We start from the raw sequence: 25,727 nt of genomic DNA, 5'->3' as shown, positions 1-25,727 counted from the left end.
ATTGTTCGGAAAAAGCTTAAGTTAACGGATATGGTCACAGACTTGTACGGGCAAAAGGATCTCTTTGGATTATTTGCGCCATATCGTTAACGATCCATATTTTATTTCGATCTTAGTGCCATCGGCCTGCTTTGATCGGTAGGTCATTTATTCACCTTACCCTAAGATCGTGACAGAAACTATTCCTCTTTGCAAAAACTGCGAAACATCAATAACCGGTAAATATTGTTCGAACTGTGGCCAGGCAGTAGTGCTGAAACGAGTGGATGGCCATTATGTGTCGCACGAGATACAACACCTGCTGCATCTGGAAAAAGGGATATTATATACCGTTTGGGAACTATTGGTCCGCCCGGGGCGCAACGTTAAAGAGTTTATTACCGATAACCGCAGCCGCCTGGTAAAGCCCATTATCTTTATCATCATTACATCGTTAGTTTATTCTACCATTAGTCATTTTTTTCACGTCGGCGAGGGGTATGTAAGCTACCAAGGGCAAGCCACCTCTTCTGCCGCTAAAATGTTTGCCTGGGTAGAAGGGCATTACGGATACTCAAATATTATGATGGGTATTTTTATAGCGTTGTGGTTACAACTGTTCTTTAGGCGGAGCGGTTATAATTTTTTTGAGATACTCATCTTATTATGCTTTGCAATGGGGATGGGCATGCTGATCTTTGCGCTATTTGTAATTGCCGAGGCTTTGCTAAAAATACCTGCCATGCAAATAGCGGCCGTTATTGGCATCGCTTACTGTACATGGGCCATTGGGCAATTTTTTAACGCCAAAAAGATTTCCGCTTACTTGAAAGCTTTTTTTGCCTACTTATTAGGGATGGTGACTTTTTCGGCGGTGATATTATTGTTAGGCGCGCTGGTTGATGTGTTGATCAAACATTGATACCCACACGAAGCTGCCACAGAATTGTACTGGGCAAAAGTATCACACTGAGCATGTCGGAGTGCGACGTGCGCGGGCCATGGCCGACCTGCATAGCGACCACTTGCATAGCGTTCAAGCCCACCCCACCATGGTTCGACGCGGTACGTACGACAAGTAGGTAGAAAACGTTTTAACGTCTCGCTTCCCCGCTTGAGCGGGGTCAGGGGTGTGTCCTTCACTTGCAAGGTTTGCGAAAAGGACACACCCCTATGAAAGTTTCTGCTTGATGTTCGTTCAGTGCTTCCCCGCTCAAGCGGGGAGACTTGGGCTTGTCATCTCACCTTAAAGTTTCAACGGATCTAATAACTCACCATGACATGTCATGGTTAAGAACGAAGGACCTTCGTCTACAACACCATCATCGCCATCTCTACGATCTGTTCAAAGTAACTACGCTCGGTAGTTGACCGGGCCGATACTTGCAGGCCTTTTACCGTGTTGTTAAGGAAACGGGTCAGGGCCAGCGGGTCTTTATCATTGGCGATCTGGCCGTTCTCCTGCCCCTGGCGGATCACTTTCAGGAAGGCTTGTTCCAACTGGTTCTCGGTATCGCAGACCAATTGGTTAACCTGTTTATCGTGACTGGCCAGTTCTATACCGGCGTTAACCATAAAGCAGCCTTTGCGTTGCTCGTCGTTCAGCAGGTCGTTCACAACCAGATCCAATAGGTCGCGTATTGCCTGGCGCGATGATGGGGCCGAACTGGTGAGGGCGCATAACTGGCTTCCGTATCCCTGGCGGTAACTGTCCAACGCTTTAAGGTATAGCTGGTGCTTATCGCCAAAGGTATCGTACAAGCTGGAACGGCTGATGCCAAGGCCATCCACCAGATCCTGCATGGAGGTGCCATTGTAGCCTTTGTCCCAAAAAAGGCATACTGCCTTTTTTAAAACCTCGTTCTCGTCAAAATCCTTTGTTCTGGCCATAAATGGGTAAAGCCCGCTTTAGGCGGGCAATTTAATGTTTTTAACCGACATCTTAACGATGACCGCCGCTGGCTATCAGTATCTCGCCGGTTAACCAGGCCGAATCGTTAGAGGCCAGGAACACCGCTATCGGCGCAATATCATCTGGCTGACCGATACGGCCAAGCGGAACTTGGGTCTCTATCTGTTTTTGAAAATCGCTGCCAATGAAACCGGCAGTGTGCGTACCTTCGGTCTCGACCATGCCTGGGTTGATGGCATTTACACGGATGCCTTTGGGGCCTAACTCTTTAGACAATACTTCGGTGATAGCATCTACCGCTGCTTTACTTGCTGTGTAAACCGCGCTGCCCGGAGGCGTGATCTTAGTAACGGTAGAACTGATGTTGATGATACTCCCGCCCCTATCGCCAAAGCTTTTAACCGCGCCCTGGGTAGTCAGTAGCAAGCCTAACACGTTGGTGTTGAACTGACGGTTAAAATGCTCCTCATTAATAACTTCTATCGCGCCAAATTCATACACACCGGCGTTGTTCACCAACACATCCACCTCGCCAAAGGCTGCAGTGGTCTCGGCAAATAAACGGTCAACATCGGCTGTTTTAGAAACGTCGGCCTGTACGGCAACGGCCTTGCCACCGGCTGCAACAATATCAGCCACCACTTTATCAGCACCTGCTTTTGACGATGCGTAATTAACTACTACCGAAGCACCTTCGACAGCCAAACTTTTTGCAATGGCGGCACCAATACCTTTTGATGCACCTGTAACTACCGCTACTTTATCTTGTAATTTTTTCATTTTTTTTGACGTTCATGTTTATAACAGAATGAACGTTCCAAATATAGATACAAATCGGAACAAACGTTCCGTTATTGTATTTTATGAGGTTGGGGTGACGGAAGTGGAATTGATATATCTTTGCCTGAGCACGTGCGCAAATTTCTTTGTGCACTCTGCGAATAATATTAAGTATCTTGATGTAAACGAAGGAGTTTAACCGGAATAGACGAAGAGGTAGCATTCAATTTTCTTCGCGAGAGAGCAGACGGGCGGATAATATTTTGATAATGAAAAAGAAAAACCCAAACACCAGCAGCCTTACCAGACTTGTGTTATTGTTTCCATTAATATTTCTACAGTCGATCGCTTATAGCAAAAGTGTTAACATAAAAGATTTTGGAGCAATTGGCAACGGGACGCACGATGATACCCGCGCCTTTGTGCGAGCTATCAACACAGGTAATATCATTTACATACCAAAGGGTGTTTATAAGATAATTGGGCAGGTAAAGTTCAGCGGCATCAGTAACAAAACTATAATTGCCCAAAACGCGATCATAAAAAACTTTAGCGATACCAAGGGGTTACTGGCTTTTATTAACGGCCAAAATATCAGCATTAATGGTGGGACATGGGGTCGCAATAAAATGCCCGTTGAAGAAAGTAAAAACGCCGAGGACCACGTATTTACTTTCGTAAACATAAAAAATTTAAAAGTTCAAAGCGTAACTATTAAAGGGTCGGGGCAAATGGGCATAAGCATGATAGCGGTGACAAATGCTGCTATTAAGAATAATCATATATCAGATTGTTTCCGTGACGGCATTTACGCCCACTATTCAGCAAAGCTTATTTACTCGGGTAATCACTTAGAAAATATAAAGGACGATGCGATGTCCATTCATGATTATGGCATAAACGAACAGAAAACAGTTCTACAAAACCAAGGATATGCCCAGGCGGGCCATGCCACTATCACCGGTAATACCGTTAAAAATGCGTACCAGGGCTTCTCTTCTATCGGTTGCGCTGATGTGGTAATAAGCTATAATAAGATCACTAATACTGTTAATTCTGGCATTGCTGTCTTTAATTCTGAAAAGCTATTTCCCGGAGGTACCGCACGTGTAAATAAGGTTTCGATCTTATACAATCAATTGTCTTATAATGGAGGGAAACAAACTATATTAAAAAAGACCTTTATCAATAACGGGCAGTTGACCAGCGGTCGATCCGCTATTTTTGTTGGTGTTAACGATAAAGACGATCTGATCAACAATCCCGATACCCGGCTTAGGAACATAAAGATCGAGAACAATATAATACATAGCTCTTATGTAAATGGGTGCTATGTGGCGCAGGTAGATGGTCTTTCGTTAATTAATAACTCGTTTACAAATTGCGATATCGATAGGAGTAACTATAGTGGCAGGATCGTAGAAGTTAGCAACTGTACCCAAACAACTATCCGCCGAAATAAAATTATTGACAACCGTAAGACTGTTTTACATGACGCCGGTTACGATATTATAAATGTTAAAGGTAATATCAGCGGGTGGACCGTGAGAGGACATATCGATAAGGTAGAGGGCTATATACGATGATGGTATTTTAGCTTGACACTAAAATACCATCGGCAATGCAATAGAATTAAATTTTTTTGCGAGATGTTTAACTAACTTTTCGTGTAAAGCTGCGTCATGGACGGGCAAAAAAAAAGCCGCTGAATGATCGTTCACGATTTTGATCGGGACAAAATTCGCCGTGAACAGTATACAAAACACTAATAAACAATTAGTTACATCAATAAACAGCCTAAAAATTCACCAAAACCTTGTTCACGATAAAGTTTTTCACTACTGACTATCAATTAGTTACATTTGTCGCCTACCTCATGTTCACGCGTGAACATGAACGCTGTGAGCGTACGGACCGCTATTTATCGTTTAACGCCTTACCAGACTGGATGACCGCCTGATTGACCTGACGAACCTTCTCTACATCCATTTTCTCGAACGCGCGATCGTAAGTGAGCAGGCCGTTTATCTCGTGCTCTACATCGGTGGTTTGGGTGTACACGGCTACGCTCAGGCCGTGGTACTTCATCAGTTGCTCTACCTGATCCATCAGTAATACATAGCGATCGCTCAGGGCAGTTTTGGTAGGCTCGTAACCGTAGGCATTATTCTCTACCGGCCACATGTGCCCCCGCACGAAAAGGCCTATGCCACCGTACTCACCCAAAGATGCAGCACGCTTACCATCCGGCTTTGATGCATCGTTGGGGCCTATGTAAATATGCGTATCCACATAGTCGCCGTTGCCGGGATCCCCGAGCGCCTTTTGGTAGCCGGGATTGTTGTTAAAGCCTGAGTTACCGTTCACCAGTCTGGTGGGGTCGTATTTTTTCACCCAGTCGGTGATCTCTTTCACGTCGAACGCGCCCCAGTTCTCGTTAAAGGGCACCCAAGTAGTAATGCAGGGCGAATTGTAGTTATCGTCCATCACCGCCTTCAGCTCCTTGCGGAACACGGTACGTACTTTAGCGGTATCCTGGTTCTGGTACCAAATGGCCGGCATATCCTGCCAGATCATAATGCCCAGTTTATCGGCCCAGTAGTAAAAGCGCTTAGGCTCGGTCTTCATGTGTTTGCGGATCATGTTAAAACCGGCCCGTTTGGTAAATTCTACGTCGAATTTCAAGCCCGCGTCTGTCGGTGCGGTCAGGATGCCATCGGGCCAGTAGCCCTGATCCAGCAAACCTACCTGCATCAGAAATTTGCCGTTTAGCAACGGCCGGACCACGCCGTTGACTTTACCCAAGCCAACTTCGCGCATGCCGAAGTAGCTGGTCACCTCGTCAGTCACCGCGCCGCTATTATCGCGTAATGACAGTTTCAGATCATACAGGAACGGCGCATCCGGAGACCACAGTTTGGCATCTTTAATTGGGATATAGAATTCGGTACTGGCATTGCCTGTTACTTCTGATACGCTCTTTTTTCCGTCCAGTACCTTGGCAATGACCTGACCACCGGCGGCTTTGACCGTAACCTTTAAACGGCTGTTGGGTACATCAGGCGTTAAGCGGATGTTTTCGATATAGGTCTTGCTCACCGGCTCCAGCCAAACTGATTGCCAAATGCCTGATGTGTAGGTATAATCTCCACGCGGACCATTCTTACCCGACGGTGCGCGACCATCGTTAGGGTCGTAAGCGGCAACCACCAATGTATTAGCACCCGGCTTTAACAATGAGCTGATATTGAAACTGAAGCCATCGTATCCACCGGCATGTTTGCCTGCTTTTTGGCCGTTCACAAATACGGTAGCATCATGATCCACAGCATCAAAGTGGATGATCACGTCCTTATCCTTCCATCCCGACGGCACCTCGAAAGTGCGACGGTACCACATATTGATCTCCTGCTTACGCTCGATACCCGATATCACCGACTCGGGACAGTAAGGTACGAGTATCTTATCGGAGCCCGATAATTCGGCCGGTTTGGCTGGATCCATTGCGCTTGCTACGTCCTTCCCTCCCATGTAGTCCCATTTGCCATTTAGGTTAAGCCAATCCTTACGCACCAATTGCGGGCGCGGGTATTCGGGGAATGGCAGGGAAGCCTTCATGGCCTGGTCGGTCCACTGGGTGGGGAGTTTGGGTATTTGGGCGTTAACGGTCGTTGCAGACAGGATTGTTAAAGCGGTCAAAAGGATCGAAAGCAGTGGTATGAATCTTTTCACGATGATGTAGTGGGTTTAATGACAGCCGGGGCCCGGTTAAAGATAATTATAATTGTGGTATTGGTAAATGGCCGGTGAGGCTACTAATATCAGAACAGCACATAGATGCTACGAACCGTTCAACATAAACCCGATCGGAACGGAAAGCCCGTAAACGGAGCATAGCGCAGTGCGGACTTGCAGTGTAGAGCGGGGCTGCCGGTAGCGATGGAAACAGGGGCGTTCATTTACTTATCTTGAACTCACCACAAAATAAATAAGGCCCTCTTTAACAGAAGGCCTTACCGATTTTTCAATAGGTAGTAGTAAATGTATTTACAGGTAGATGTATGTGGATCAGGCGGCAAGCAGGTGTTGCTCACCTACCTTACGTATGGCAGGGTTGTTAGCGCGGAAGGCTTTCAGGTCTTCCCTTAAAATTTCCATTAATATGGCATCGAACTTTGCAACTAATTTGCTTGGGGCCGGTTTTCTGTTTGCGCTTTTCATAGGTAAATGTGTGTTAATAGTTTTGTGTTGAAAAATGTATAATTAGGCAGCTTTTAAGCTTGGGGTTAATTTGTTTTGGATAGCACTAACCAAATTGGCTTTGGTGTTGCGGTTGGCTGATAGGTCGGTCAGCAATAGTTTGCGTAACTCTTTATCAAAGCGGTTAAGTAATTTATCTACGGTCGATGTGGTTGGCGTTTTCATAGTGGTAATGTCTTTGTTGAATGTATGTTGTGTTAACTACTCGTCTTCTTTCTCTTTGTCAATGTGGTCGGTCTCAGTGAGGTTGTCCTTGCGGCGCTTGGCCTCTTCATGCTGGCGTTCCAATTGCTCTCTGTCGCGGGCATCAGAAGCCTCCAACGGATGAGCGGGGTCTTCCCATTCTTTTTCTTCCTCGGGATCTGTATGGTTGTTAGCGACTATCATTTTTCAGTATTTTATTGCTGATGTGGTAAACTATATACCATATCAGTGCCAAACTTTGAGTTTTTGATAAAAAATTGTCATTTACGTGTCTTGCAAAAATAAAAAACAGCGTGTTGAGGCTGTTTTGTATACTGCGGATGACACAAGGCTTACAATAAAATATACACTGTGTTTTATTTATCGGTCAACTCACCCTACAGTTTGCCTGTGCAGCCGCATGGTCTTGCGACTGGCCAGGTGCACCAGCAAAGCGGCAGTAGATAAACATAGCCCGATAATACATACGCCCGCCCATTGGTAATGCTCCCAAGCGAGGGTAGCCAAAAATGTCCCTGCCGAACCGCCAACAAAGTAAGTGGTCATATAAACTGTGTTGACCCTATTGCGTGCAGCCGGGTTTAACGAGAATATAATAGCCTGATTGGTGATGTGTGTGGCCTGCACGCCAACATCCATCAAAACAACGCCGATGCCTAATAATATGAGGCTGTTGCCCGAGATGGCAAACAAGCCGAAAGAGGCTATTAATAATATGATAGTAAAGGCTGATAGCTTATAGGCATCCATCTTATCGGTCAGCCGGCCCATCATGCCTGCAGCGACTGCCCCCAGCACACCCAATATGCCGAAGCCGCCGGCTACATCGGCCCCTAAATTGAAGTTAGTTTTCAGTAGGAACACCAGCGTGGTCCAAAACGCGCTGAAACAGGCAAAACATAAGGCTCCGCGTAATGAGGCTACCCGTAAGGCAGGTTCCTTGCGGACCAATTCTATCAACGACAGCATCAGATCTTTATATTTACCGGTATAGTCGGCCTCTACCTTTGGTAATACAAAATAGATCAGCAGCCAAATGATCAACATCATACCGGCGGCGGCATAGAACATAGCCCTCCAGCCAAAATGCTCGCCTACAAAACCGCTGACCGTGCGCGATGCCAGGATGCCGACCAACAAGCCGCTCATTACAAAACCTATCTTTTTACCGCGTTCGTGCGGTTCGGCCAAATGAGCCGCCATAGGGATGAGCAATTGCGGGATGACCGACGTGATACCTACAAACAAACTGGCCACTAACAGTACATAAATATTGGATGCAGATGCTGCTACCAGTAACGAAATGATCACAAATACTAGATCTGTAAGCATTAATTGTCTCCGCTCGAACATATCGCCCAGCGGGACGATCAATAATAGCCCTAAAGCGTAACCGATCTGCGTAAAAACGGCAACCTGACCTACTTTCGCACTATTTATACCGAAAGAAATGGCAATATCGCCCAGCAAAGGCTGATTATAGTAGATATTTGCTACTACAATGGCTGTTATAAGGGTCATTATCCATAAAATAGCCGAGGTGAGCGGCACTTTCACTGTCGAATTAGACATATTCTTGATATTTCTCTAAATTTTTGATGATTTTACCCAAAAATTTCACCAAAAAGTACTCTAACAATATATTTACCACTGCATAAATGCATTTAAGTGCATTTACAAATGCGTTTTCGAGTAGTTTTTACAACTATTTTAAAACTTTTAGTAATTTTTTAATGTTTTGTTAATAAATGTTTTTACATTTGTTCCATCACATCGCAATGATGGATAAAAAAAGTAGTTTTTTGAACGGTTTTTGTTTTTTGATACAACAATGACAAACTTTTTAAAGAAAAATTGAAAAAAGTTTAACAGATATCAAAACAAAGTGTTACTTTTACACCGTTTTAAGAAACACACATTAAAACGTCTTCTCATAATTTAGGTTTATAATTGGTTAGTAAAGGCCCCTGCCCATCAGGGGCTTTACTTTTTTATAAACTTTCGGTTTTTCACGGCCGGCAAAAGTACAAATGCAACGCAATATCAGATCTGTATCCTGGTAAAGTTTAGGTAACGATATTGGTATCAAAAAAAAAGCGACGCGCCTTTTCGGGCCACGTCGCTCTTCTCACATCTAAGGTTCAACTCTTTTACTTTTTCTTTAAAGCTTCTACCTCTTGTTTCAATTTTTCTATCTCGGCCTGCTGCTCTTTGATAGCGCCAACCAATAGCGGCACTAATTTTTGCAGATCAACCTCGTGCGTAGTAATTGCCTTTTGCTGGTTTTTACCAATGGTTTGCCAGCTGTTCTGAGTTTTTATAGCCCATGGTGTAACCTGCTCGGCATCGCTGGCAATAAAGCCATATTGTTTACCCTCGGGCAGGTTCAATTTTTTATTATCGCTTTTATTATACTCGTAGGTCACCGGCTCTAAACGGGTAATGAAACTTAACGAGTTGGTAACCGGGGCAGCGTTCTTTTTAATGTCGGCATCGTTAACCTGTTGCGCTTTAGCGGTAAATACAGTGGCCGATAATATAATAGCAAATGCTGATGCAAATTTGAATGCAGTTTTCATGATAATGATCTTAATGTTTAATTTAAAAATGTAGTCAATAGCCCAACGCAACATCGCGGGCAGGCATGCTTAACAGACAGATACGGTAAATTAAACCAGATCGGGAGGTGGCGTAGGGACAGGCGGTACCCAAGCCAGGTGGGCCGTGCACCGTTCGTCGGGGTAAATTATATGATGCTCCTGTACAAAAACAGCCGGGATAGGCAGGTCGAGGTCTGACGACCATAACACCTTGAGGCGGTTCTCTTTGGTTTCGGCGCGCTCGTTGGTGTTCTCGTCCTCGTTAGCCTGCTGTTGCTCGGTTTGGCTGATGTTTTTGTGGGTCAAAAACTTTAACACAGATATACCAGTGCTCTCCAATATGCAGAACAGACAAACAAAAACGAAACAATATTTTACCCAGTTAAGCGGCATTGTTAATAATTACTATGCAAACATAACAAAGTACATTAAACTCCTAAAGGTTTTATTCAAAAACCGACGGGCTGGTCAGGGTGATAAACCGGTGGCTTATACGTCTCAAAAGCAAATTTTAAACCTGCGATAAGAATTTCAAACTAAATTGGGAAAGTAGCAACAAAGATATATATTTGCACTCCCAACAAAACGGGGGATTAGCTCAGCTGGCTAGAGCGCTTGCATGGCATGCAAGAGGTCATCGGTTCGACTCCGATATTCTCCACAAGAAAAAGCCGCTTACGAAATTCGTAAAGCGGCTTTTTTGTTTAGTATCGTTTTAGAGGTATACGAAGTTCCGCGGATCACTTATTCAAATAGCTCACGATCAAACCCGCCGTCTTTGCCGATGCACCCGGCTCACCCATCCGCAGGTCTAATGCATCGTAGTTATTTAACATCGCTGTGCGATAGTCGAAATCATGCAGCAAACGCTCCAGTTCGGCCGATATCATTTCGGGGTTGCAATCTTGTTGTATCAATTCTTTTACCACTGGTGCATCCATGATCAGATTGACCAGCGATATGTATTTTATCTTGATCAGCATCCTGGCAATGCCGATAGTGATAGCGCCGCCTTTATATACTACCACTTGCGGCACGTTGAATAAAGCTGTCTCTAACATGGCCGTGCCTGATGCTACTACTGCGGCTTCGGCGTTACTCAACAGATCGTAAGTACCATTAAATATAATGGGGATCTGCTGTCCTTGCAGGTATTGATCGTAGTATGCCGCGTCAAAAGATGGCGCGCCGGCTATTACAAATTGATATTGAGGGAATTTGTGCGATACTGCAATCATATCCGGCAGTAAACGGCTTATCTCTTGCTTACGGCTACCGGGTAGTAAGGCCACGATCGATCTATCAGTCAGATCGTGTTTGGCGAGGAAGCGAGGGTCGGCTTTAAAAGCCGATACCGCATCTAAAAGAGGATTGCCCACATAATCTACATCCATTCCCCAACCCTTGTAAAACTCCACCTCGAAGGGCAGTATGCAGAACAGATGGTCGACCACGCGCTTGATCTTGAGGACCCGCTTTTGGTTCCATGCCCAAACTTTGGGGGAGATGTAATAGCAGGTTTTAAAACCTTGGCCTTTGGCATATTCGGCAATTTTGAGGTTAAAGCCGGGGAAGTCGATCAAAACCACAACATCAGGTTGCCAGGCGCTGATGTCGGCTTTGCATTGCTTCATGTTCTGCAGGATGGTGCGTAAGTTCAGTACCACTTCTACAAAACCCATGAAGGCCATATCGGCATAATGCTTTACCAGCGTTCCGCCTTGCGCAGCCATCAGGTCGCCGCCGAAGAAACGGAACTCCGCTTGCGGATCGCGTTCTTTCAACGCCTTCATTAAGTTGGCGCCATGCAGATCGCCCGAGGCCTCGCCCGCTACCAGATAATACTTCATCGCCTACCTGAACCTGAAAAAGTAAACCACTACCATAAACACAAAACTGATCAGCATAACTCCTTGCGCCGTGCGATCCTGCCCTTTACCGGCAAAATAACGCATCAGCCCCAAGTTAAGGGCCACGGTGATAAAATACGGCATGCCGCGTTGGATCAGTTTCCAGCCGTCCTGAATGATGAACTCGAAAAGGACCGCCGCTAAGGCCGGCAATATCAACCCTAAAAGAATGCCTGTGGCAATGGTATTTTTGTTAAGCATGATCAGGGGTGCAAGTTCGGAAAGATCTGGTAGGTTTCAATGGACAGTTTTCGGAACGGGCCGAATACCCGAACCACTTTATTCTTAATATGAGTGATTATTTATGATTGTTATGTGGAAATCTGACGGATAGCGCATCTTTAAGTTACAACTAAAGCAACATGAGAAAGGCCTTATTTATATTGTCGACGGTACTTATATCAATTTCGGCTCAAGCGCAAAAACCGATGGCGGTTAACGGGAAAAAAGATTCGCTTGATATTGCTTACAAGCATAATTCATCAAAGCAACTATTTAACTTTCTTAACACTTGGCATAAGCATGTTAAACCAGTGTCAGACTCCGAGGTAGCAAAACAACCGGATACCGTAAAGAATGCTTATGCTGCCGCTACCACATATTACATCAACTTCTACAAAAGCCGATCGTTATTTGCCAAACTGAAACGTATGCCGAGATTTTTTGTGTATCCAGATACCGTAAAAGTTCAATTTATACAGAGATTGGTTTACTCTGAGGCAGAGATCGACTCTTTTATAGCTAAGCGTATGATAAAATATCGGGTGCCCGACTCGATAAGAAAGACCGCTCTCAACCGAGTCGACGGAAAATTATCGACAAGAATCTTAACACTTATGGACCGTATAATATGATTGATCCAGTTGAACCTAAAGAGCAATATTTGATCATAAGAAACTTTCGGTTATCAGTTCCGAAACACATAAAGCGGAGTCTGTATTTAACAAATGAATATAATACCACTTTAACAAGTTTTTTAAAAAACGATCATGTTCCATTTGCGAACAATGGAATTATGGATCCTTCAATAGCAGCGGATGAAAGCCTGAATCGTCAAAAATTTCTGGAAAAATATATCAAGATCAAACACGGTCACTGGGGTGGTTCGTGGCTGTTAAGGTCATCACCAACGATCAATGGTATTATCTTCGATGAAAATTTCACCTATGCAAAGATCCTGTACCGATCCGGCTATTCAGGTGGAGAAGCATTAATGAAAAAGACAGACGGCAAATGGGAATTTGTATCTAAAATTAATATGTGGATCGAATAAAAACACCTTTTACAAAACCTTACACCCCATTTTTGCGTAGAAATAAGTGATGGAGACGCTAAAATTAAATCGCGACCTGATAACGATCTGGTCGTTGGCGCTGGTGAGCATTGGGGCTGTAGTAACAACAAGGCATGTGATCTTGATGCTGCCACTATTGGTGTATATGCTGTACAAAAGCACACGCGGTATTATTACTTACCGCGGCACTTTCCTGATGGTACCGTTTTGCATTATGCTGATGTCGGCCTTTGCGGGGATATATCTGGTGGTGTTACGCTCGATCAGTTAATAATCGGCCAGTACCCATATCTTATCGCTGATCGGTGCTATTTTCTGGCGGCCGTTCAAAAATCCAAGTGCTACTACAAAGCTAAAACCGGCTACTACCCCACCCATTTCCTGTATCAATTCGCTTGCGGCGGTAACTGTCCCGCCTGTGGCTAACAGGTCATCATGGATCAGTACATGCTGTCCGGGTTCAAAAGCGTCGGTATGCATTTCTATAGTAGCGGTGCCGTACTCTAACTCGTAGACTTTCTTTTTACGTTCGTAAGGTAACTTGCCTGCTTTGCGCACCGGCACAAAGGGTACACCCAAACGTTGCGCTAACGATAGCCCGAACAAAAACCCGCGGCTCTCTACCCCTGCTACCACGTCAACTTTGGTATCGCCTAACTGTGCTATGAATGCGTCGAGGATACCGTCGCACAGTGCGGGATCTTTCAATATAGGGGTGATATCTTTAAAGATGATGCCCGGCTTCGGGAAGTCGGGGATATCGCGGATGGCGGTCTTGATCTGTTGTGCTATCATTTAAAAACAATGTAGGGTGCAATTTTACGCAAAATTTCCAGGTCAAGGATCGGGATATTTTCCAGGTCGGCCAGTTCTTTGTAGTCGCCGTGCTGATTACGGTATTCTACAATGGCATTCTTTTGCTTGTAGGTAAGGTAGGGGAACACCATTAAGTTATTGGTGGTCGCTTTATTAATATCGATCTTATTGACCTTGCGTTTATCTATCCTGATATTGGGCGCAACGTCTTTGTAAGTGAACTCGTCTAACCCAAATATTTCTTTCAGTTGTTCCTTTTTATGAAAGCCACCCAGTCTGTCGCGATAGCGGATAATGGCGGCGGCAAAGCCTTTACCAATGCCTTTCAGCTGCATTAATTGGGTCTCGTTAGCGGTGTTGATATCGACTATAGCATCAGTCCGCTCTTTGTAATTTTCCCCGGGCAGGTTGATGAAGGGTTTTAACCGGGCGTAGTCAAGGCTATCTATGGTGTAGATCCTCTTCACATCGGCTTTGCTGTAAAACTTGCCGCCTTTAGCTTCGTAATTTTTGATAGCGCTGATCTGTCCTTCGTTCAGGCCGAGCTTTAACCAAAGACTGTCCGGCAAATGATTGGGGTCGAATTTAAATAACGTAGCTTGATCAGACTTTGCACTATCCCTATTCCGGGCGTACAACTTTTCAATGGCGGCATCTAAGCCTTTAGTGTTCAGTGGCTGATAAGGGTAAAACTTTTCGTACGCATAGGGCGCTATCAATGCTAAAACGATCAATACCAAAAGTACTACCACGCCGTTCCATTCTTTGCGTGTGAGCGACAAGTAATTTTTGACTTGGTCTTGCATCATACAGGCTTATCTGCCGTTAAAATAGAGAAAAATTGAGGATATTTACCTCACCAAACGAAAGTACATACTACTACCTAAATTTATGAAGGTCATCACTACCGAAGAATTTGCCAAGGCCACCAAACTGGACAAATTAAAAATGCCCGGACTTGCCGCATGGCTGATGGAACTAATGAAGATCAATCAGGTAAATGAGGTGTTTGCACAGGCACAGCCTAAACAAGGACCGGAGTTTGCCAAAGCCGTGTTAGACGCGATAGGCATAACTGTAGAGTTTGATGAGCGCGAGTTAAAGAATATCCCTAAAGAAGGTGCGTTCATAGCCATTGCAAACCATCCGTATGGCGGGGTAGAGGGCATGGTGCTGTTAAATTTACTATGCTCGGTAAGACCCGATGCTAAACTGATGGCCAATTTTTTACTAAAAAAGATCCCCAATCTGAGCGATTCCTTTATAGCCGTAAATCCTTTTGAGAATATCGACCATTCATCCAGCATCAGCGGGTTAAAAAACACGCTTGGTTTGTTAGCCGACGGCACCCCTATCGGCATCTTCCCGGCGGGCGAGGTATCTACCTTTAAAATAGAACAACAACAGGTGACCGACCGCAAGTGGCACCCGGTAGTAGGCAAGATCATCAGCAAGGCTAAAGTGCCGGTGGTGCCTATCTATTTCCATGGAAACAATGGTTTGTTATTTAATTTACTTAGTGTCATCCACCCTACCCTGCGGACTGTAAAGCTACCATCAGAATTATTTAACAAGCAAGGGCAGACCATTAAAGTGCGCATCGGCAAACCTATTAACGTGGCCGACGTACCCGACAATAACAACGCCACCAAGCTGCTCAATTATCTAAGGGCAAAAACGTATGCCTTAGGCACAGGTTTAGAAGAAGAGAAAAAACTATTTAACCCGCGCAATCTGTTCAAGATAAAAAAGGATGTAGAACAGATACCTGCCGAAACTGCACAAAGCATTCTTGAAAAAGAAGTTGCCGGGTTACGCGAGAACTACCTCACCTGGACCGAAAAGAATTACGAGGTGTTCATCGCCCCAACATCGGCCATACCTAACATCATCCGCGAGATAGGCCGCCTGCGCGAGATCACCTTTCGCGAGGTTGGCGAGGGCACCAATAAAAGCATCGATCTGGATGAGTACGATATCTACTACCATCACCTGTTCATTTGGGATACTGAAGCTAACCTGATAGTAGGCGCCTACCGTTTAGGACTGGGCGACGAGATATTTTACAGTCGCGGCAAAAAAGGATTTTACACCGCCGAGGTATTTAAGATCAAAGGGCAATTTACTCCCGTGCTAAAAAAGAGTATCGAATTGGGCCGCTCATTCATTCGTGCCGAATATCAGGGTAAGGCGCTGCCGCTATTCCTTCTTTGGAAAGGGGTGTTGAAATACTTATTGGATAACCCTCGTTACCGTTATCTGATCGGGCCGGTAAGCATCAGCAATAGTTTTTCTAAATTTTCAAAATCGCTGATGGTAGACTATATCACCAAAAACCATTTTGATCATGACATGGCTCAGTACGTGCGCCCGCGTAAAAAATTCAAAGTCGATTTCTCTAAGATCGATACTGAACTGTTGCTGACCGGCACCGCCGATTCGCTTAAAGGGCTGGACAATATCATATCCGAGGTAGAGACCCGCAACATGAAGGTACCGGTATTGCTTCGCCAATACATCGCCCTTAATGCCAAGATCATTTGCTTTAACATCGACCCTAAATTTTCGGATTCGTTAGATGGGTTCCTAGTGTTGGACCTGCACGATGTTCCGCAAGATATGCTGGAGAAATTAGGGAAGAATTTGTAGGAGAGGAGTCCGGAGACCATGAAAAATTGTCATTGAGAGGAGCGGAAGGAAGTGGCATTGCGTTGGGGCAGCGTGGCGATCTCATAGGCAGGTCCTCGTTGCTTGTCCTATGACATCGCCGCGTCGCTCGCCGTCCCTCAGCCCCACTTCTTCGCTCCTCGCTATGACAAGAAAAATAAAAACTTCAAAAAAGGTCCGCAAGCTTATCGCTTGCGGACCTTTTTTATATAGCGTCTTTTTACGGATCTGCTAATTATCTTACAACACCAGGAGTTGTGTAGGCAATATTTTGAGGGTCGTAAGAAGCCCAACCTGATGACCAATCAGTAGTACCAAATGCACCGCGGAAAGCAACTTGCTCAAAGAAAGCGTCGGCATATTTACCTGTCCAGGTAGCACCTGCAGCAGCTACTGAATTAGCAGCTAAAATAAAGTTAGGAGTACCGAACAAAGCGTTACCTGAAGCTTTAAAGTCTGAACCGTATTTGAAAGGAGCAACATAAAGATCGGTACCGGTCTTAGCAGCGTCGATAGTGTTGTCAGCAGTTAATTGAGCTTGAATAGAAGCTATACCTGCAAAGATCTTAGCCAAAACACCTGCTGTACCTTTTAATTGGTTGCTTTTTGAGTTAGAACCGAAGATGATGTTGTTTTTAACAACTGAACGGCTGTTAACATAGTTATCAGAAGTTGCACCTGCAGTTACTACAGTACCGTCGTCAAAATAAACACCCTCAGTGTAGTTAGTGAATACCGAGTTGCTGATGCTGATAGCCGAGTTACGACGGATCTGAGCAGCGTGCTGGAAGTTAGCATTGATACCTGATTGGCTGCCACCCGCTGCAATAGCAGCTAAAGTAGTACCGTTAAACGCAGGACCAACGATAGTCATGTTAGCGAATACTGCGCTGGTTTGCGGCGTGTTGTTAGTACCGGTAGCATCGTTGTCAGACTCGAAACCGTTAGAACCAGATACGTCGGCAATAACCTGAGCGCGTTGAGCTAAACCAAATTGTACTTTACCAGAGAAACCGAAGTCGGTATCAAAGTCGTCATCTACAGAACCGATAGCTAATAAGTGTTTAGCGTTAACAGTACCACCGAACCACTCGAAAGCGTCGTCACCTGAACGGTAAACCTCAACGTAATCGATAGTTGTAGCTGAACCTACACCACCTAAAGTAAGACCATTGATCTCGCTATCTGGTGAGAATGGGATACCTGCGTACTCGATACGTACATATTTTAAAGTACCTGAGTTGTCAGCAGCAACATTACCACCGTATTGGATGTACTTATCGTTAGCGCCACCGTTAGTTGGGATCAAACCACCTTCGATTGTAGCGAAACCACCTGCAGGATTGACAGGAGCCCTACCCAAAAGGATAACACCACCCCAATCACCAGCTGAACGGCCACCAGCCGCAACGTTAGATGTAAACACGATAGGCTTATCGGCTGTACCGGTTGCGTTTACCTGAGAACCGCGGGTTACTATCAGCGTGCCTTTGGTAGCTTTATCACCTTTAATGATGGTACCGGCCTCGATAGTTAAGGTAGCGCCGTTGGTTACGTAAACAAAGCCTTTTAATAGATAGATCTTGCTTGCAGACCAGGTAGTGTTGGCAGAAATATCGCCGCTTACTTCAACAACGTTAGTGTTGTTTGTTGGAGGGTTAGTACCCGGGTCCGGATTAGGGTTGTCATTCTTGCTGCTGCAAGATGCGAACAACATGCCCGCTGCTAACATTACTAATAGAGAATACTTTTTCATGATCCTAATTTGTTTTTCTTGTTGTTGTGTTCTTTATAAATAGACTATAGTTTACTTGAAGTTGTAGGCGAACGACAGTGAGATAGACTGACCTAACCTGTAGCGGTTATATACATCGCCATAAGTTGCCTGGTTGTAAGTATCTTTTGGATTTTTAAAGAAGAATTTGGTTTGCTGGTTAAGCAGATCGGTAGCGTTAAGCTTAAACTCGCCACGGCTTTTAAATGCACGCAGGCCAAGTTGCAGATCTACAACATCACGGGCGTTCTCATATACCGATGGGAACATACTGCCACCTGCTCTGAAGATGCGTTCGCCAACACGATTGTAAAGCAGGTTTACGCTAACACGGTTATTAAATGCGGTTTGCATGATACCACCATTGATCACGTAAGGCGCCTGACCAACCATTGGGCGTTTGCCGCCCGGCTCTGACAAGGTTAACTGTGGATCCTCTACCTCAGACTTAACAATAGCCAAGTTGGTGTACCAGGTAGTGTTCTTCAGCTTTGGAGAGATAAAATCCAATGTCTTCCTGAACTCAAATTCTACACCGAAGTTGTTTGCTTTAGCAGTGTTGAAGTAAGTGATATTTGGGGTAGACAATTTATCATCGAAATAAGACTCGATCGCGTTAGAGAAGTTTTTGTAAAAACCCGATACCGAGATGATCTGACCAGCCGATGGGTAAAACTCATAACGAATATCCGCATTATGGATCTGCGTACGTTTTAAGTTAAGGTTACCTTGCACGGTAGCCAGCAATTCGTAATCATAATAGGTAGATGGTGCCAATTCACGTAACTCAGGACGGGCAACGGTGCGCGAATAAGATAACCTTAAGTTGGCTTTAGGCGTTACGCTGTAAATAAAGTTAGCTGACGGCAAAATGTCCAGATTGTCAAGCTTTGCTTTATTGTTAGCTGAGGTGGTAAGATCAAGATCAAATTTCTCTACACGTACACCCCAAACTAAACGGGCTTTCTTTGACAGGGCGTTATCCAACATTACATAACCGGCGTTGGTTAACGAGTTAGCTACGTAAGGGTCATCCGGTAACGTGATGTCTTGCAGATTGTAAAAATTTTGGTTGATAAAGTCGGTACCAAATATCTCGTTGATCGGGCGGGTCCTTAATTCTTCCGCACCCGGGACAGCCGGATTGATAACCATACCAATAAACCTTGGCACGAACTTACGATCACGGTATTGAGTTGAAAAGCCTGTTTTAAAGGTGGCTTTCTCTTTTAATACCGTTAACGGCAGGTTGTAATCTACCTGGCCACCGTAGATGTTCTCGTTCAGATTAGCAAAGTAACGCGCGTTCTGACGGCCTGCTGTGTTAAGATCCGCGTAATAGTCACCATTGGTATAAGAATAATTCAACTTACGCTGATCCGGCTGATTATTGATGATGTTAGCGTAGCTGGCGTTCCAGGTAAGTTTGGAGTTACGTTCGCCAAAGCTATGGTCGCCTTGTACCGTAGTTTTGAACAAACCTTTTTGGATAAGATCGAACGCGTAAAACTTATTCAGGTAACCGGTAGCAACGTTAGTACCTGTACGGTACATGTACATATCGTCGAAATTACGGTTGTAGATATTTTTGAACGTGATACGGTTTTTTCCGTAGCTGTAAGCAAAGTTGGCTAAAGCACCTACACTGGTAGAGAACTTGTACTTCAGATCATCATAGTTATATTGATGATAAAAAACTTTACCGTCATTGATGTTCTGCATCTGGTTGCGGTAAGTTAAGGCAGCAATAACACCTAAACGGTTATTGTTCTTAAAGTCCTTTACCCTACCTACCGATACTTGGTAGTTAGTATTCAAGAAGGCATTATTATCACGCACGGTAAGATCAGGGTTAAACCTGTTCAATGCCACATTTTGACGGGCCTGGCTCATACCGGCATCGATAGTAGCTTTAGACGGGAAGTATCTTGATAACTGACGTGAGCCATTATCGAACGCTAAATAATCAGTTGTATTACGATAGCCGCTTTGGAAGATTTTGAATGTTGTGTTGGTATTGTAACCGTAACCAATGTTCAGGGTAACAAAGTTCTCGTCAGGGATATCTTTAGTAACGATCTGTACCGATCCGCCTGCAAAGTCGCCTGCCAGGTTTGGTGTAGCGGTTTTGCTGATGATCATATTATCGATCAGGTTAGCCGGAACGATATCGAAAGAGAATGCTTTACGGTTAGGCTCGGTGCTTGGTAAAGCCGAACCATCTAACGACGCATTGTTATAACGATCGCTTAAACCACGGATAACAACAAATTTGTTGTCCTGCACGGTAGCACCACTCACACGGCGCAAAACCTCTGATGCACTTTTATCCGGTGATCTTTTAATAGATTCGGATGTGATACCATCGGTAACAGCCGCGCTATTTTTCTGCTGAGCGTATAAAGAGTTAACCGATTCTTGCTTGTAAGTACCTTTTACAGTTACAGTGTTCAGGGTTTTTGCAGGTACCGCATCTAACACCACGTTAAGCGTGGTAGCAGCGCCGGCCTTAACCTCTACATCGCTGATCTGCTTGCTGGTGTAGCCAATGTACTTAACAGTAATAGAATAATGACCGGGAGCAACATTGGCCAGGCTATAAACGCCATCAATGTTGGCAGCAGCGCCTTTGGCGGTACCATCGATCAATACGGTAGCACCGATCAATACCTCGGCAGTTTTGCCATCAGATATTTTACCGGTGATCTTGCCCACATTTTGGGCGAACGTTGCACTTGATATTATTAAAAGTGATAGGGAAAGTAAAACGGAACAGAGCCTTTTCATTTGTCGAAATTTCTTTCTACAAAGGTTCAGCTATAATGTTAGCCCAATGTTAAGGCATGGTTATATTATCAAACGATGGCTTAACGCTAATTAAAGGTTGTGGTAAAATTGCCTGATAGTTAAATAGCAATGATCAGGTATTCTCCAGTAATGCAATTACTGCCAAAATATCAGTCCCCAAAATGCAGCAAGATAAAGAAGCATAAAGCAAAAATCTAAAAAATTAGCAGAACGTTCATCCCATAGATCAGTCCCCCCTTTTCCCGGAATGACAAATTCCTGGTGCTGAATATTCAAACTTATTACTCTAAAGACCTGAAAAAGCAATAGTAGCGGAGCTGTGTTACGGATAAGTCTTATGCTTTCGATCTCGGATAGCCTTAAAAAGATGCTGCCTTTCAAAATATAATATCCCGCAAATTGTATCGCAGCAAAACTCAACCAGATCAGATAAACCGTTAAGTTACGTAGAGGGAGGTAATACAGGAATATCAGAAACACCTGCGTTCCCACCGCATAAAAGATTATTAATTCAGACTGATCACTGTCACTGTATTTAATCCATTTGAAGTAAACAAATACAGACAGCGACAAATAAGCTAAGGCAACGCAGATCTGCCATATCGTTAACTTCTGGAAAACAAATATTGGTTGCTTCAACGTCTCTTAATACTTCAAGTTCATTTTCTTTAATAAGAAATGCAGCAACCAGATGGGGCCGATGAGCAAAAACTTAACATCATCAAGGAATGATGGCTTCTTACCCTCGATCTTATGGCCGATAAATTGACCTACCCCGGCCAATACGAATATAATTAAGCTGGATTGCCATAGCTGCGGACCACCGGTCTGTCCCCATTTCTCTAACAAAGTAACAAAGTAGCACAGGAACATGGTTACCATCAGCATAAAGTACGATAGTATAGGCGACAGCTTGTAATAGTAGTAAATAGAGAACGCGATCAAGAAAGATGCCCAGTTGAACGTACCATTGTACTGTCCCAAAAACTTAAGGTGCGGGAACGGTATCGCCCAAACCAAACCGATCAAACTCATCATGATCAACGGTACGCATATCCAATGGATCAGTTTATTGGTAGGATCTTGGTGATGCTCGGAGTATTTATCGAATAGGATGTCGACTTTCCTTTTAGGTTTTATTTCGATGGGCTGCTTTTCCAAGATTGGTTGTCGTTGTTATACCGCAAAGATAAGCATATCACCGCAAACGCCTACCCTCTTATTGCCGGCGTTCCATTCTGTGCGACTTTAATCCCAGCGAATCTGCCCTTGCTTTAAGTTTGAGAACTGCCGGCGAGTTTTCGTTTTTCTCTGATACTTTCATCGCTACGTATCCTTTATATTGAGGATCGAATATTTTGCCGGGATAAGCGATCAAGCCGATCAGGCCATCTTTACGGGCATCAAACACCTCTTTAGAAACAAGCACACCATCAATAGCATGCCGCATGACCATAGCGGTATCTCCTTTAGCTGCAGCAGCAGCCTTCCGTAAGCTATCCGTTGTTTGTGCTGATGCTGTCGACAGGACTAAAGATGAGACGATAGCGATCGTTGCTGATACTGTTTTAAAGTGAGTTAACTTTTTCATGATGATCTTATTTAGGTAACATCACCAATCTACGAATAATTCGTAGAAAAACAAATATTTTATGGACTTAATTTTGGATCGGCACAAAAAACAAAACCCCGATGCTCATCGCATCAGGGCTCAATATTTCCTACCCCCCTTCAAGGGGGTCGGGGGGCTCCTACTTAGCGAACGCTACGGATCTGGTCTCCCTGATCACGGTAACTTTGATCTGACCAGGGTAGGTCATTTCGGTTTGGATACGGTTAGAGATATCAGCTGCTAAGATCTCTGACTGTGCGTCGCTGATCTTTTCGCTCTCTACCACTACACGTAACTCGCGACCGGCCTGTATAGCGAAGGTCTTCTCTACGCCAGGATAAGACATGGCCAATTCTTCCAATTCTTTCAAACGCTTGATGTAGCTTTCAACCACCTCGCGGCGTGCACCCGGGCGAGCGCCTGAGATAGCGTCACAAGCCTGAATGATAGGCGATATCATGCTGGTCATCTCGACCTCGTCGTGGTGGGCACCGATGGCGTTGCACACGTCAGGATGCTCTTTATATTTCTCGGCTAACTGCATACCCAGGATAGCGTGTGGCAGTTCCGGGTTATCATCAGGTACTTTACCAATATCGTGTAACAGACCGGCACGTTTAGCCATCTTCACGTTCAAGCCTAACTCAGCCGCCATGGTAGCGCAGAAGTTAGCTACCTCACGTGAGTGCTGCAACAAGTTCTGTCCGTAAGACGAACGGTAACGCATACGGCCTACCATACGGATCAGCTCAGGGTGCAAGCCGTGGATACCCAGATCGATCACGGTACGTTCGCCTATCTCTACGATCTCTTCTTCGATCTGTTTTTTGGTTTTGGCCACAACCTCTTCGATACGGGCCGGGTGGATACGACCATCGGTCACCAAACGGTGCATAGCCAAACGGGCTATCTCCCTGCGGACAGGGTCGAAACCTGACAAGATGATCGCCTCAGGGGTATCGTCCACAATGATCTCGATACCGGTAGCTGCTTCCAACGCACGGATGTTACGACCTTCGCGACCGATGATACGGCCTTTGATCTCGTCATTCTCGATATTGAAGATAGACACCGTGTTCTCGATAGCTGATTCGGTAGCGGTACGTTGGATGGTTTGGATAACCACCTTTTTGGCTTCTTTGGTAGCGGTCAGTTTAGCTTCGTCCACAATATCCTTGATCTGCATCATGGCTTTGGTACGGGCTTCTTCGCGCAGGTTATCTACCAGTTGGTTCTTAGCTTCTTCAGCAGACAGACCGGCAATGGTCTCCAATTGCTGAACGTGTTGTTGTTTTAAAACCTCAACCTCTTCCTGCTTTTTAACGGCAAGTTCGGTCTGCTTTTCTAAATTTTTACGGGTTGTGTCCAGCTCAGCTTCTTTACGGTTAAAGTTTTCCAGACGTTGGTTTACCGATTGCTCTTTTTGTTTAAGCGTGTTCTCGCGTTGATTGATCACGTTATTTTTAGAGTTAACCTCTTGCTCGTGCTCTGATTTTAGCTGTAAAAATTTCTCTTTAGCTTCAAACATCCGGTTCTTTTTAAGGATCTCGGCCTCGCTCTCAGCATCTTTCAGGATCTTTTTAACTTTATTCTGTGCTGATAATTCCTGGTTTTTGAATAGCTTCCTAAGCAGAAAGCGACCTATCACGATACCCGTTGGGATACCGGCGAGCAGGCCTATAATAATATAGAGTACTAAGTCGTTCATTTTGTTTGGTGGTATATATAGATCGTTTGTTTGGTTATGTGTGTTTATAAATTGCTTTAAATAAAAAGACCGCAACTAAACCTTAAGCGTCATTATTTAAAAACCTCTTTTCTCAGTTATTGGGCTTGGGTTTCGCATCAAACACCCCGGAGTGATGAATACCCTTTTTACTTGCCCGCTGATATTGAAGCGTTAAGTTTTTAATAGTGAAACTCAAGATCTAACTGCGGTCAGATCTTTATGTGCTCTTGCTGTGAGTTAAGTCTTAAGTCAAAAGTAAGAAGTCAAAAGCCATTATAGCTCTCGAAAATTCCCCTACCTTTTATCTTTAGCCTTTTACCTTTCAGCGTACTTTAAAGAACGTTCTATTACTGTTTAGAGAAAAACTCTGTCAGCAAATTATCTAACTGATAAACCTTGTCGGTTACGGCGGTATCCTCTACCGTTACCTTTTTTTCTGCCTTGATGGTTGACGTTGCGTAATGCAATACACACATCGACAGCAGATCTTGCTTATCCCTTACCGCGTAATTTTCCTGATATTCTTTTATACGGTCGTTAATTAATTTGGCTGCTCTTCTTATTATTTCTTCCTCTTCCATGTTCACCTTTAAAGGGTAAACGCGGTCAGCAATATTTATTTTTATAGAGATCTCTCCCATTTGAGCTTGTTCACTTTAGTGCATTACTTTTTTAGCAACACAATGCACTTATCAATTTCCCGGACAAATTCGTTAATTTTTTGCTTGATGTCAAGGCTTTTTTCATTTGTTTCTGAAAACGACTTAGCCAACTTCAATACACGAAGCTTTTCATCCAGCTCTTTTGTCTTATTCTTACTTGCATCCAAAGCCGCCGTAAACGACTGATTTTCCAGCTTCAACAAGTCATTTTCCTCCTGCAAAGCGTTGCAGAGCTGTATCAAACGCTCCGTCTTATCAAGGACTGAATTTAATTGTTCTGCTGTGGTCATTTTTTTCAGTGATCAGTTAACCGGTGATCAGTGATTGGTCTTTTGTGTTCTTAAGTAGTTAATATAACCGTTTATCAGTCTCATACATTCGTTGCATTCTGCATCAAATTTGTCGAAAGTAATTTTATCGATAAATCCCAAGTCCAAAGCAATGATCAAATGGTCGATCGTTTCTGCGGCCGAGCCTCTCGCATTTAGCATAAACTTAGCTTCGTCAGCATAATGAAACCGACCATGGCCTTCGGCGATATTATTACCTATCGACCTTGATGACCGTACGATCTGGTCTGTTAATCGATACTTTTCTTCATTCGGAAACGATTTAACTAAGGTATAAATATTATTCCTTAACGCCCTCGATTTTTTCCAAGCTTCTAAGTCCGTAAACGACCTCATATATTGACCTTAATTACTGATCACCGATTAACCA

At 44.3% G+C, this 25,727-nt stretch carries 27 protein-coding genes and 1 tRNA gene; 6 read left to right on the top strand and 22 right to left on the bottom strand.

All coding sequences use genetic code 11. The annotated features are described in order from the left end of the window. The first annotated feature begins 169 nt into the window (after positions 1–169). Entirely contained in the window at positions 170–901 is a 732-nt protein-coding gene (locus IRJ16_RS20210) for a DUF3667 domain-containing protein (protein WP_194113464.1), read from the top strand. A gap of 389 nt (positions 902–1,290) precedes the next feature. On the opposite strand, the gene IRJ16_RS20205 is transcribed toward IRJ16_RS20210, so the two are convergent. Together IRJ16_RS20205 and IRJ16_RS20200 are read right to left on the bottom strand one after the other, a co-directional pair. Continuing rightward, positions 1,291–1,869, bottom strand: coding sequence for a TetR/AcrR family transcriptional regulator (locus IRJ16_RS20205; protein ID WP_194113463.1), 579 nt, complete (start codon positions 1,867–1,869; stop codon positions 1,291–1,293). A gap of 52 nt (positions 1,870–1,921) precedes the next feature. Further along, positions 1,922–2,671 (bottom strand): SDR family NAD(P)-dependent oxidoreductase, encoded by a 750-nt coding sequence (locus IRJ16_RS20200; protein WP_194113462.1) that lies wholly within the window; start codon positions 2,669–2,671, stop codon positions 1,922–1,924. A 269-nt stretch (positions 2,672–2,940) separates the two neighbouring features. Between IRJ16_RS20200 and IRJ16_RS20195 the strand changes: the two genes are divergently transcribed. After that, on the top strand, positions 2,941–4,257 hold the full coding sequence (locus IRJ16_RS20195; protein WP_194113461.1) for a right-handed parallel beta-helix repeat-containing protein: 1,317 nt from the start codon (positions 2,941–2,943) through the stop codon (positions 4,255–4,257). A 331-nt stretch (positions 4,258–4,588) separates the two neighbouring features. Here the strand turns inward: IRJ16_RS20195 and IRJ16_RS20190 are convergent, their stop codons facing one another. From IRJ16_RS20190 to IRJ16_RS20160, 7 genes are all read right to left on the bottom strand, one after another. Beyond that, on the bottom strand, positions 4,589–6,403 hold the full coding sequence (locus IRJ16_RS20190) for a glycoside hydrolase family 2 protein (protein WP_290246139.1): 1,815 nt from the start codon (positions 6,401–6,403) through the stop codon (positions 4,589–4,591). Positions 6,404–6,739: 336 nt separating this feature from the next. Continuing rightward, positions 6,740–6,892: a hypothetical protein gene (locus tag IRJ16_RS20185; RefSeq protein WP_194113460.1), complete on the bottom strand. Its 153-nt coding sequence runs from the start codon at positions 6,890–6,892 to the stop codon at positions 6,740–6,742. Positions 6,893–6,934: 42 nt separating this feature from the next. Continuing rightward, the gene (locus IRJ16_RS20180) at positions 6,935–7,096 is read right to left on the bottom strand and encodes a hypothetical protein (RefSeq protein ID WP_194113458.1); all 162 of its coding nucleotides are present in this window, start codon (positions 7,094–7,096) and stop codon (positions 6,935–6,937) included. A gap of 36 nt (positions 7,097–7,132) precedes the next feature. Beyond that, entirely contained in the window at positions 7,133–7,318 is a 186-nt protein-coding gene (locus IRJ16_RS20175; protein ID WP_194113457.1) for a hypothetical protein, read from the bottom strand. 189 nt (positions 7,319–7,507) lie between these two features. Further along, on the bottom strand, positions 7,508–8,707 hold the full coding sequence (locus IRJ16_RS20170; protein WP_228080352.1) for an MFS transporter: 1,200 nt from the start codon (positions 8,705–8,707) through the stop codon (positions 7,508–7,510). 578 nt (positions 8,708–9,285) lie between these two features. After that, entirely contained in the window at positions 9,286–9,714 is a 429-nt protein-coding gene (locus tag IRJ16_RS20165) for a tail fiber domain-containing protein (RefSeq protein ID WP_194113454.1), read from the bottom strand. A gap of 90 nt (positions 9,715–9,804) precedes the next feature. Beyond that, entirely contained in the window at positions 9,805–10,128 is a 324-nt protein-coding gene (locus IRJ16_RS20160) for a hypothetical protein (RefSeq protein ID WP_194113453.1), read from the bottom strand. 194 nt (positions 10,129–10,322) lie between these two features. Here IRJ16_RS20160 and IRJ16_RS20155 point away from each other — a divergent pair. Then, positions 10,323–10,396, top strand: a tRNA-Ala gene (locus tag IRJ16_RS20155). Between the two features lie 79 nt (positions 10,397–10,475). On the opposite strand, the gene lpxB is transcribed toward IRJ16_RS20155, so the two are convergent. Together lpxB and IRJ16_RS20145 are read right to left on the bottom strand one after the other, a co-directional pair. Then, a complete protein-coding gene (lpxB, locus tag IRJ16_RS20150) occupies positions 10,476–11,585 on the bottom strand; it encodes a lipid-A-disaccharide synthase (protein ID WP_194113452.1) in 1,110 nt (369 codons plus the stop codon). 3 nt (positions 11,586–11,588) lie between these two features. Then, on the bottom strand, positions 11,589–11,846 hold the full coding sequence (locus tag IRJ16_RS20145; protein ID WP_194113451.1) for a hypothetical protein: 258 nt from the start codon (positions 11,844–11,846) through the stop codon (positions 11,589–11,591). 814 nt (positions 11,847–12,660) lie between these two features. Here IRJ16_RS20145 and IRJ16_RS20140 point away from each other — a divergent pair. Together IRJ16_RS20140 and IRJ16_RS20135 are read left to right on the top strand one after the other, a co-directional pair. Next, positions 12,661–12,918, top strand: a complete 258-nt coding sequence (locus IRJ16_RS20140) for a hypothetical protein (RefSeq protein ID WP_194113450.1) — start codon at positions 12,661–12,663, stop codon at positions 12,916–12,918. A gap of 49 nt (positions 12,919–12,967) precedes the next feature. Beyond that, positions 12,968–13,210 (top strand): hypothetical protein, encoded by a 243-nt coding sequence (locus IRJ16_RS20135; protein ID WP_194113449.1) that lies wholly within the window; start codon positions 12,968–12,970, stop codon positions 13,208–13,210. Here the strand turns inward: IRJ16_RS20135 and IRJ16_RS20130 are convergent. Continuing rightward, positions 13,207–13,734 carry an adenine phosphoribosyltransferase gene (locus IRJ16_RS20130; protein WP_194113448.1) on the bottom strand — a complete coding sequence of 176 codons (528 nt, stop codon included), beginning with the start codon at positions 13,732–13,734 and terminating at the stop codon, positions 13,207–13,209. The genes IRJ16_RS20135 and IRJ16_RS20130 overlap by 4 nt on opposite strands. Then, complete coding sequence (locus tag IRJ16_RS20125; RefSeq protein ID WP_194113447.1) at positions 13,731–14,564, bottom strand: helix-hairpin-helix domain-containing protein; 834 nt, start codon at positions 14,562–14,564, stop codon at positions 13,731–13,733. Before IRJ16_RS20125 ends, IRJ16_RS20130 begins: the two co-directional genes overlap by 4 nt. 82 nt (positions 14,565–14,646) lie before the next feature. Here IRJ16_RS20125 and IRJ16_RS20120 point away from each other — a divergent pair, with 82 nt between their 5' ends. Then, a complete protein-coding gene (locus tag IRJ16_RS20120; protein ID WP_194113446.1) occupies positions 14,647–16,404 on the top strand; it encodes a lysophospholipid acyltransferase family protein in 1,758 nt (585 codons plus the stop codon). A 253-nt stretch (positions 16,405–16,657) separates the two neighbouring features. Here IRJ16_RS20120 and IRJ16_RS20115 read toward each other — a convergent pair whose 3' ends face one another. The 9 genes from IRJ16_RS20115 to IRJ16_RS23240 all read right to left on the bottom strand — a co-directional run bounded on the left by IRJ16_RS20115 (position 16,658) and on the right by IRJ16_RS23240 (position 25,693). Next, a complete protein-coding gene (locus IRJ16_RS20115) occupies positions 16,658–18,178 on the bottom strand; it encodes a hypothetical protein (RefSeq protein WP_194113445.1) in 1,521 nt (506 codons plus the stop codon). 51 nt (positions 18,179–18,229) lie between these two features. Next, the gene (locus IRJ16_RS20110; protein WP_290246138.1) at positions 18,230–20,911 is read right to left on the bottom strand and encodes a TonB-dependent receptor; all 2,682 of its coding nucleotides are present in this window, start codon (positions 20,909–20,911) and stop codon (positions 18,230–18,232) included. 228 nt (positions 20,912–21,139) lie between these two features. Next, positions 21,140–21,643: a hypothetical protein gene (locus IRJ16_RS20105; protein ID WP_194113443.1), complete on the bottom strand. Its 504-nt coding sequence runs from the start codon at positions 21,641–21,643 to the stop codon at positions 21,140–21,142. 6 nt (positions 21,644–21,649) lie between these two features. After that, positions 21,650–22,165 carry an Mpo1 family 2-hydroxy fatty acid dioxygenase gene (locus tag IRJ16_RS20100; RefSeq protein WP_228080350.1) on the bottom strand — a complete coding sequence of 172 codons (516 nt, stop codon included), beginning with the start codon at positions 22,163–22,165 and terminating at the stop codon, positions 21,650–21,652. Between the two features lie 58 nt (positions 22,166–22,223). After that, the gene (locus IRJ16_RS20095) at positions 22,224–22,595 is read right to left on the bottom strand and encodes a hypothetical protein (RefSeq protein WP_194113442.1); all 372 of its coding nucleotides are present in this window, start codon (positions 22,593–22,595) and stop codon (positions 22,224–22,226) included. A 160-nt stretch (positions 22,596–22,755) separates the two neighbouring features. Then, entirely contained in the window at positions 22,756–24,324 is a 1,569-nt protein-coding gene (gene rny / locus IRJ16_RS20090; RefSeq protein WP_194113441.1) for a ribonuclease Y, read from the bottom strand. A gap of 368 nt (positions 24,325–24,692) precedes the next feature. Then, positions 24,693–24,986 (bottom strand): cell division protein ZapA, encoded by a 294-nt coding sequence (locus IRJ16_RS20085; RefSeq protein WP_194113440.1) that lies wholly within the window; start codon positions 24,984–24,986, stop codon positions 24,693–24,695. A gap of 23 nt (positions 24,987–25,009) precedes the next feature. After that, positions 25,010–25,297, bottom strand: coding sequence for a hypothetical protein (locus IRJ16_RS20080; protein ID WP_194113439.1), 288 nt, complete (start codon positions 25,295–25,297; stop codon positions 25,010–25,012). 27 nt (positions 25,298–25,324) lie between these two features. Further along, positions 25,325–25,693: a four helix bundle protein gene (locus IRJ16_RS23240; RefSeq protein WP_194113438.1), complete on the bottom strand. Its 369-nt coding sequence runs from the start codon at positions 25,691–25,693 to the stop codon at positions 25,325–25,327. Positions 25,694–25,727: the final 34 nt, after the last annotated feature.

The organism is Mucilaginibacter myungsuensis (genome assembly GCF_015222005.1).
In the GTDB taxonomy this organism is placed as follows: domain Bacteria; phylum Bacteroidota; class Bacteroidia; order Sphingobacteriales; family Sphingobacteriaceae; genus Mucilaginibacter; species Mucilaginibacter myungsuensis.
This window is presented reverse-complemented; position numbering and strand designations above follow the sequence as displayed.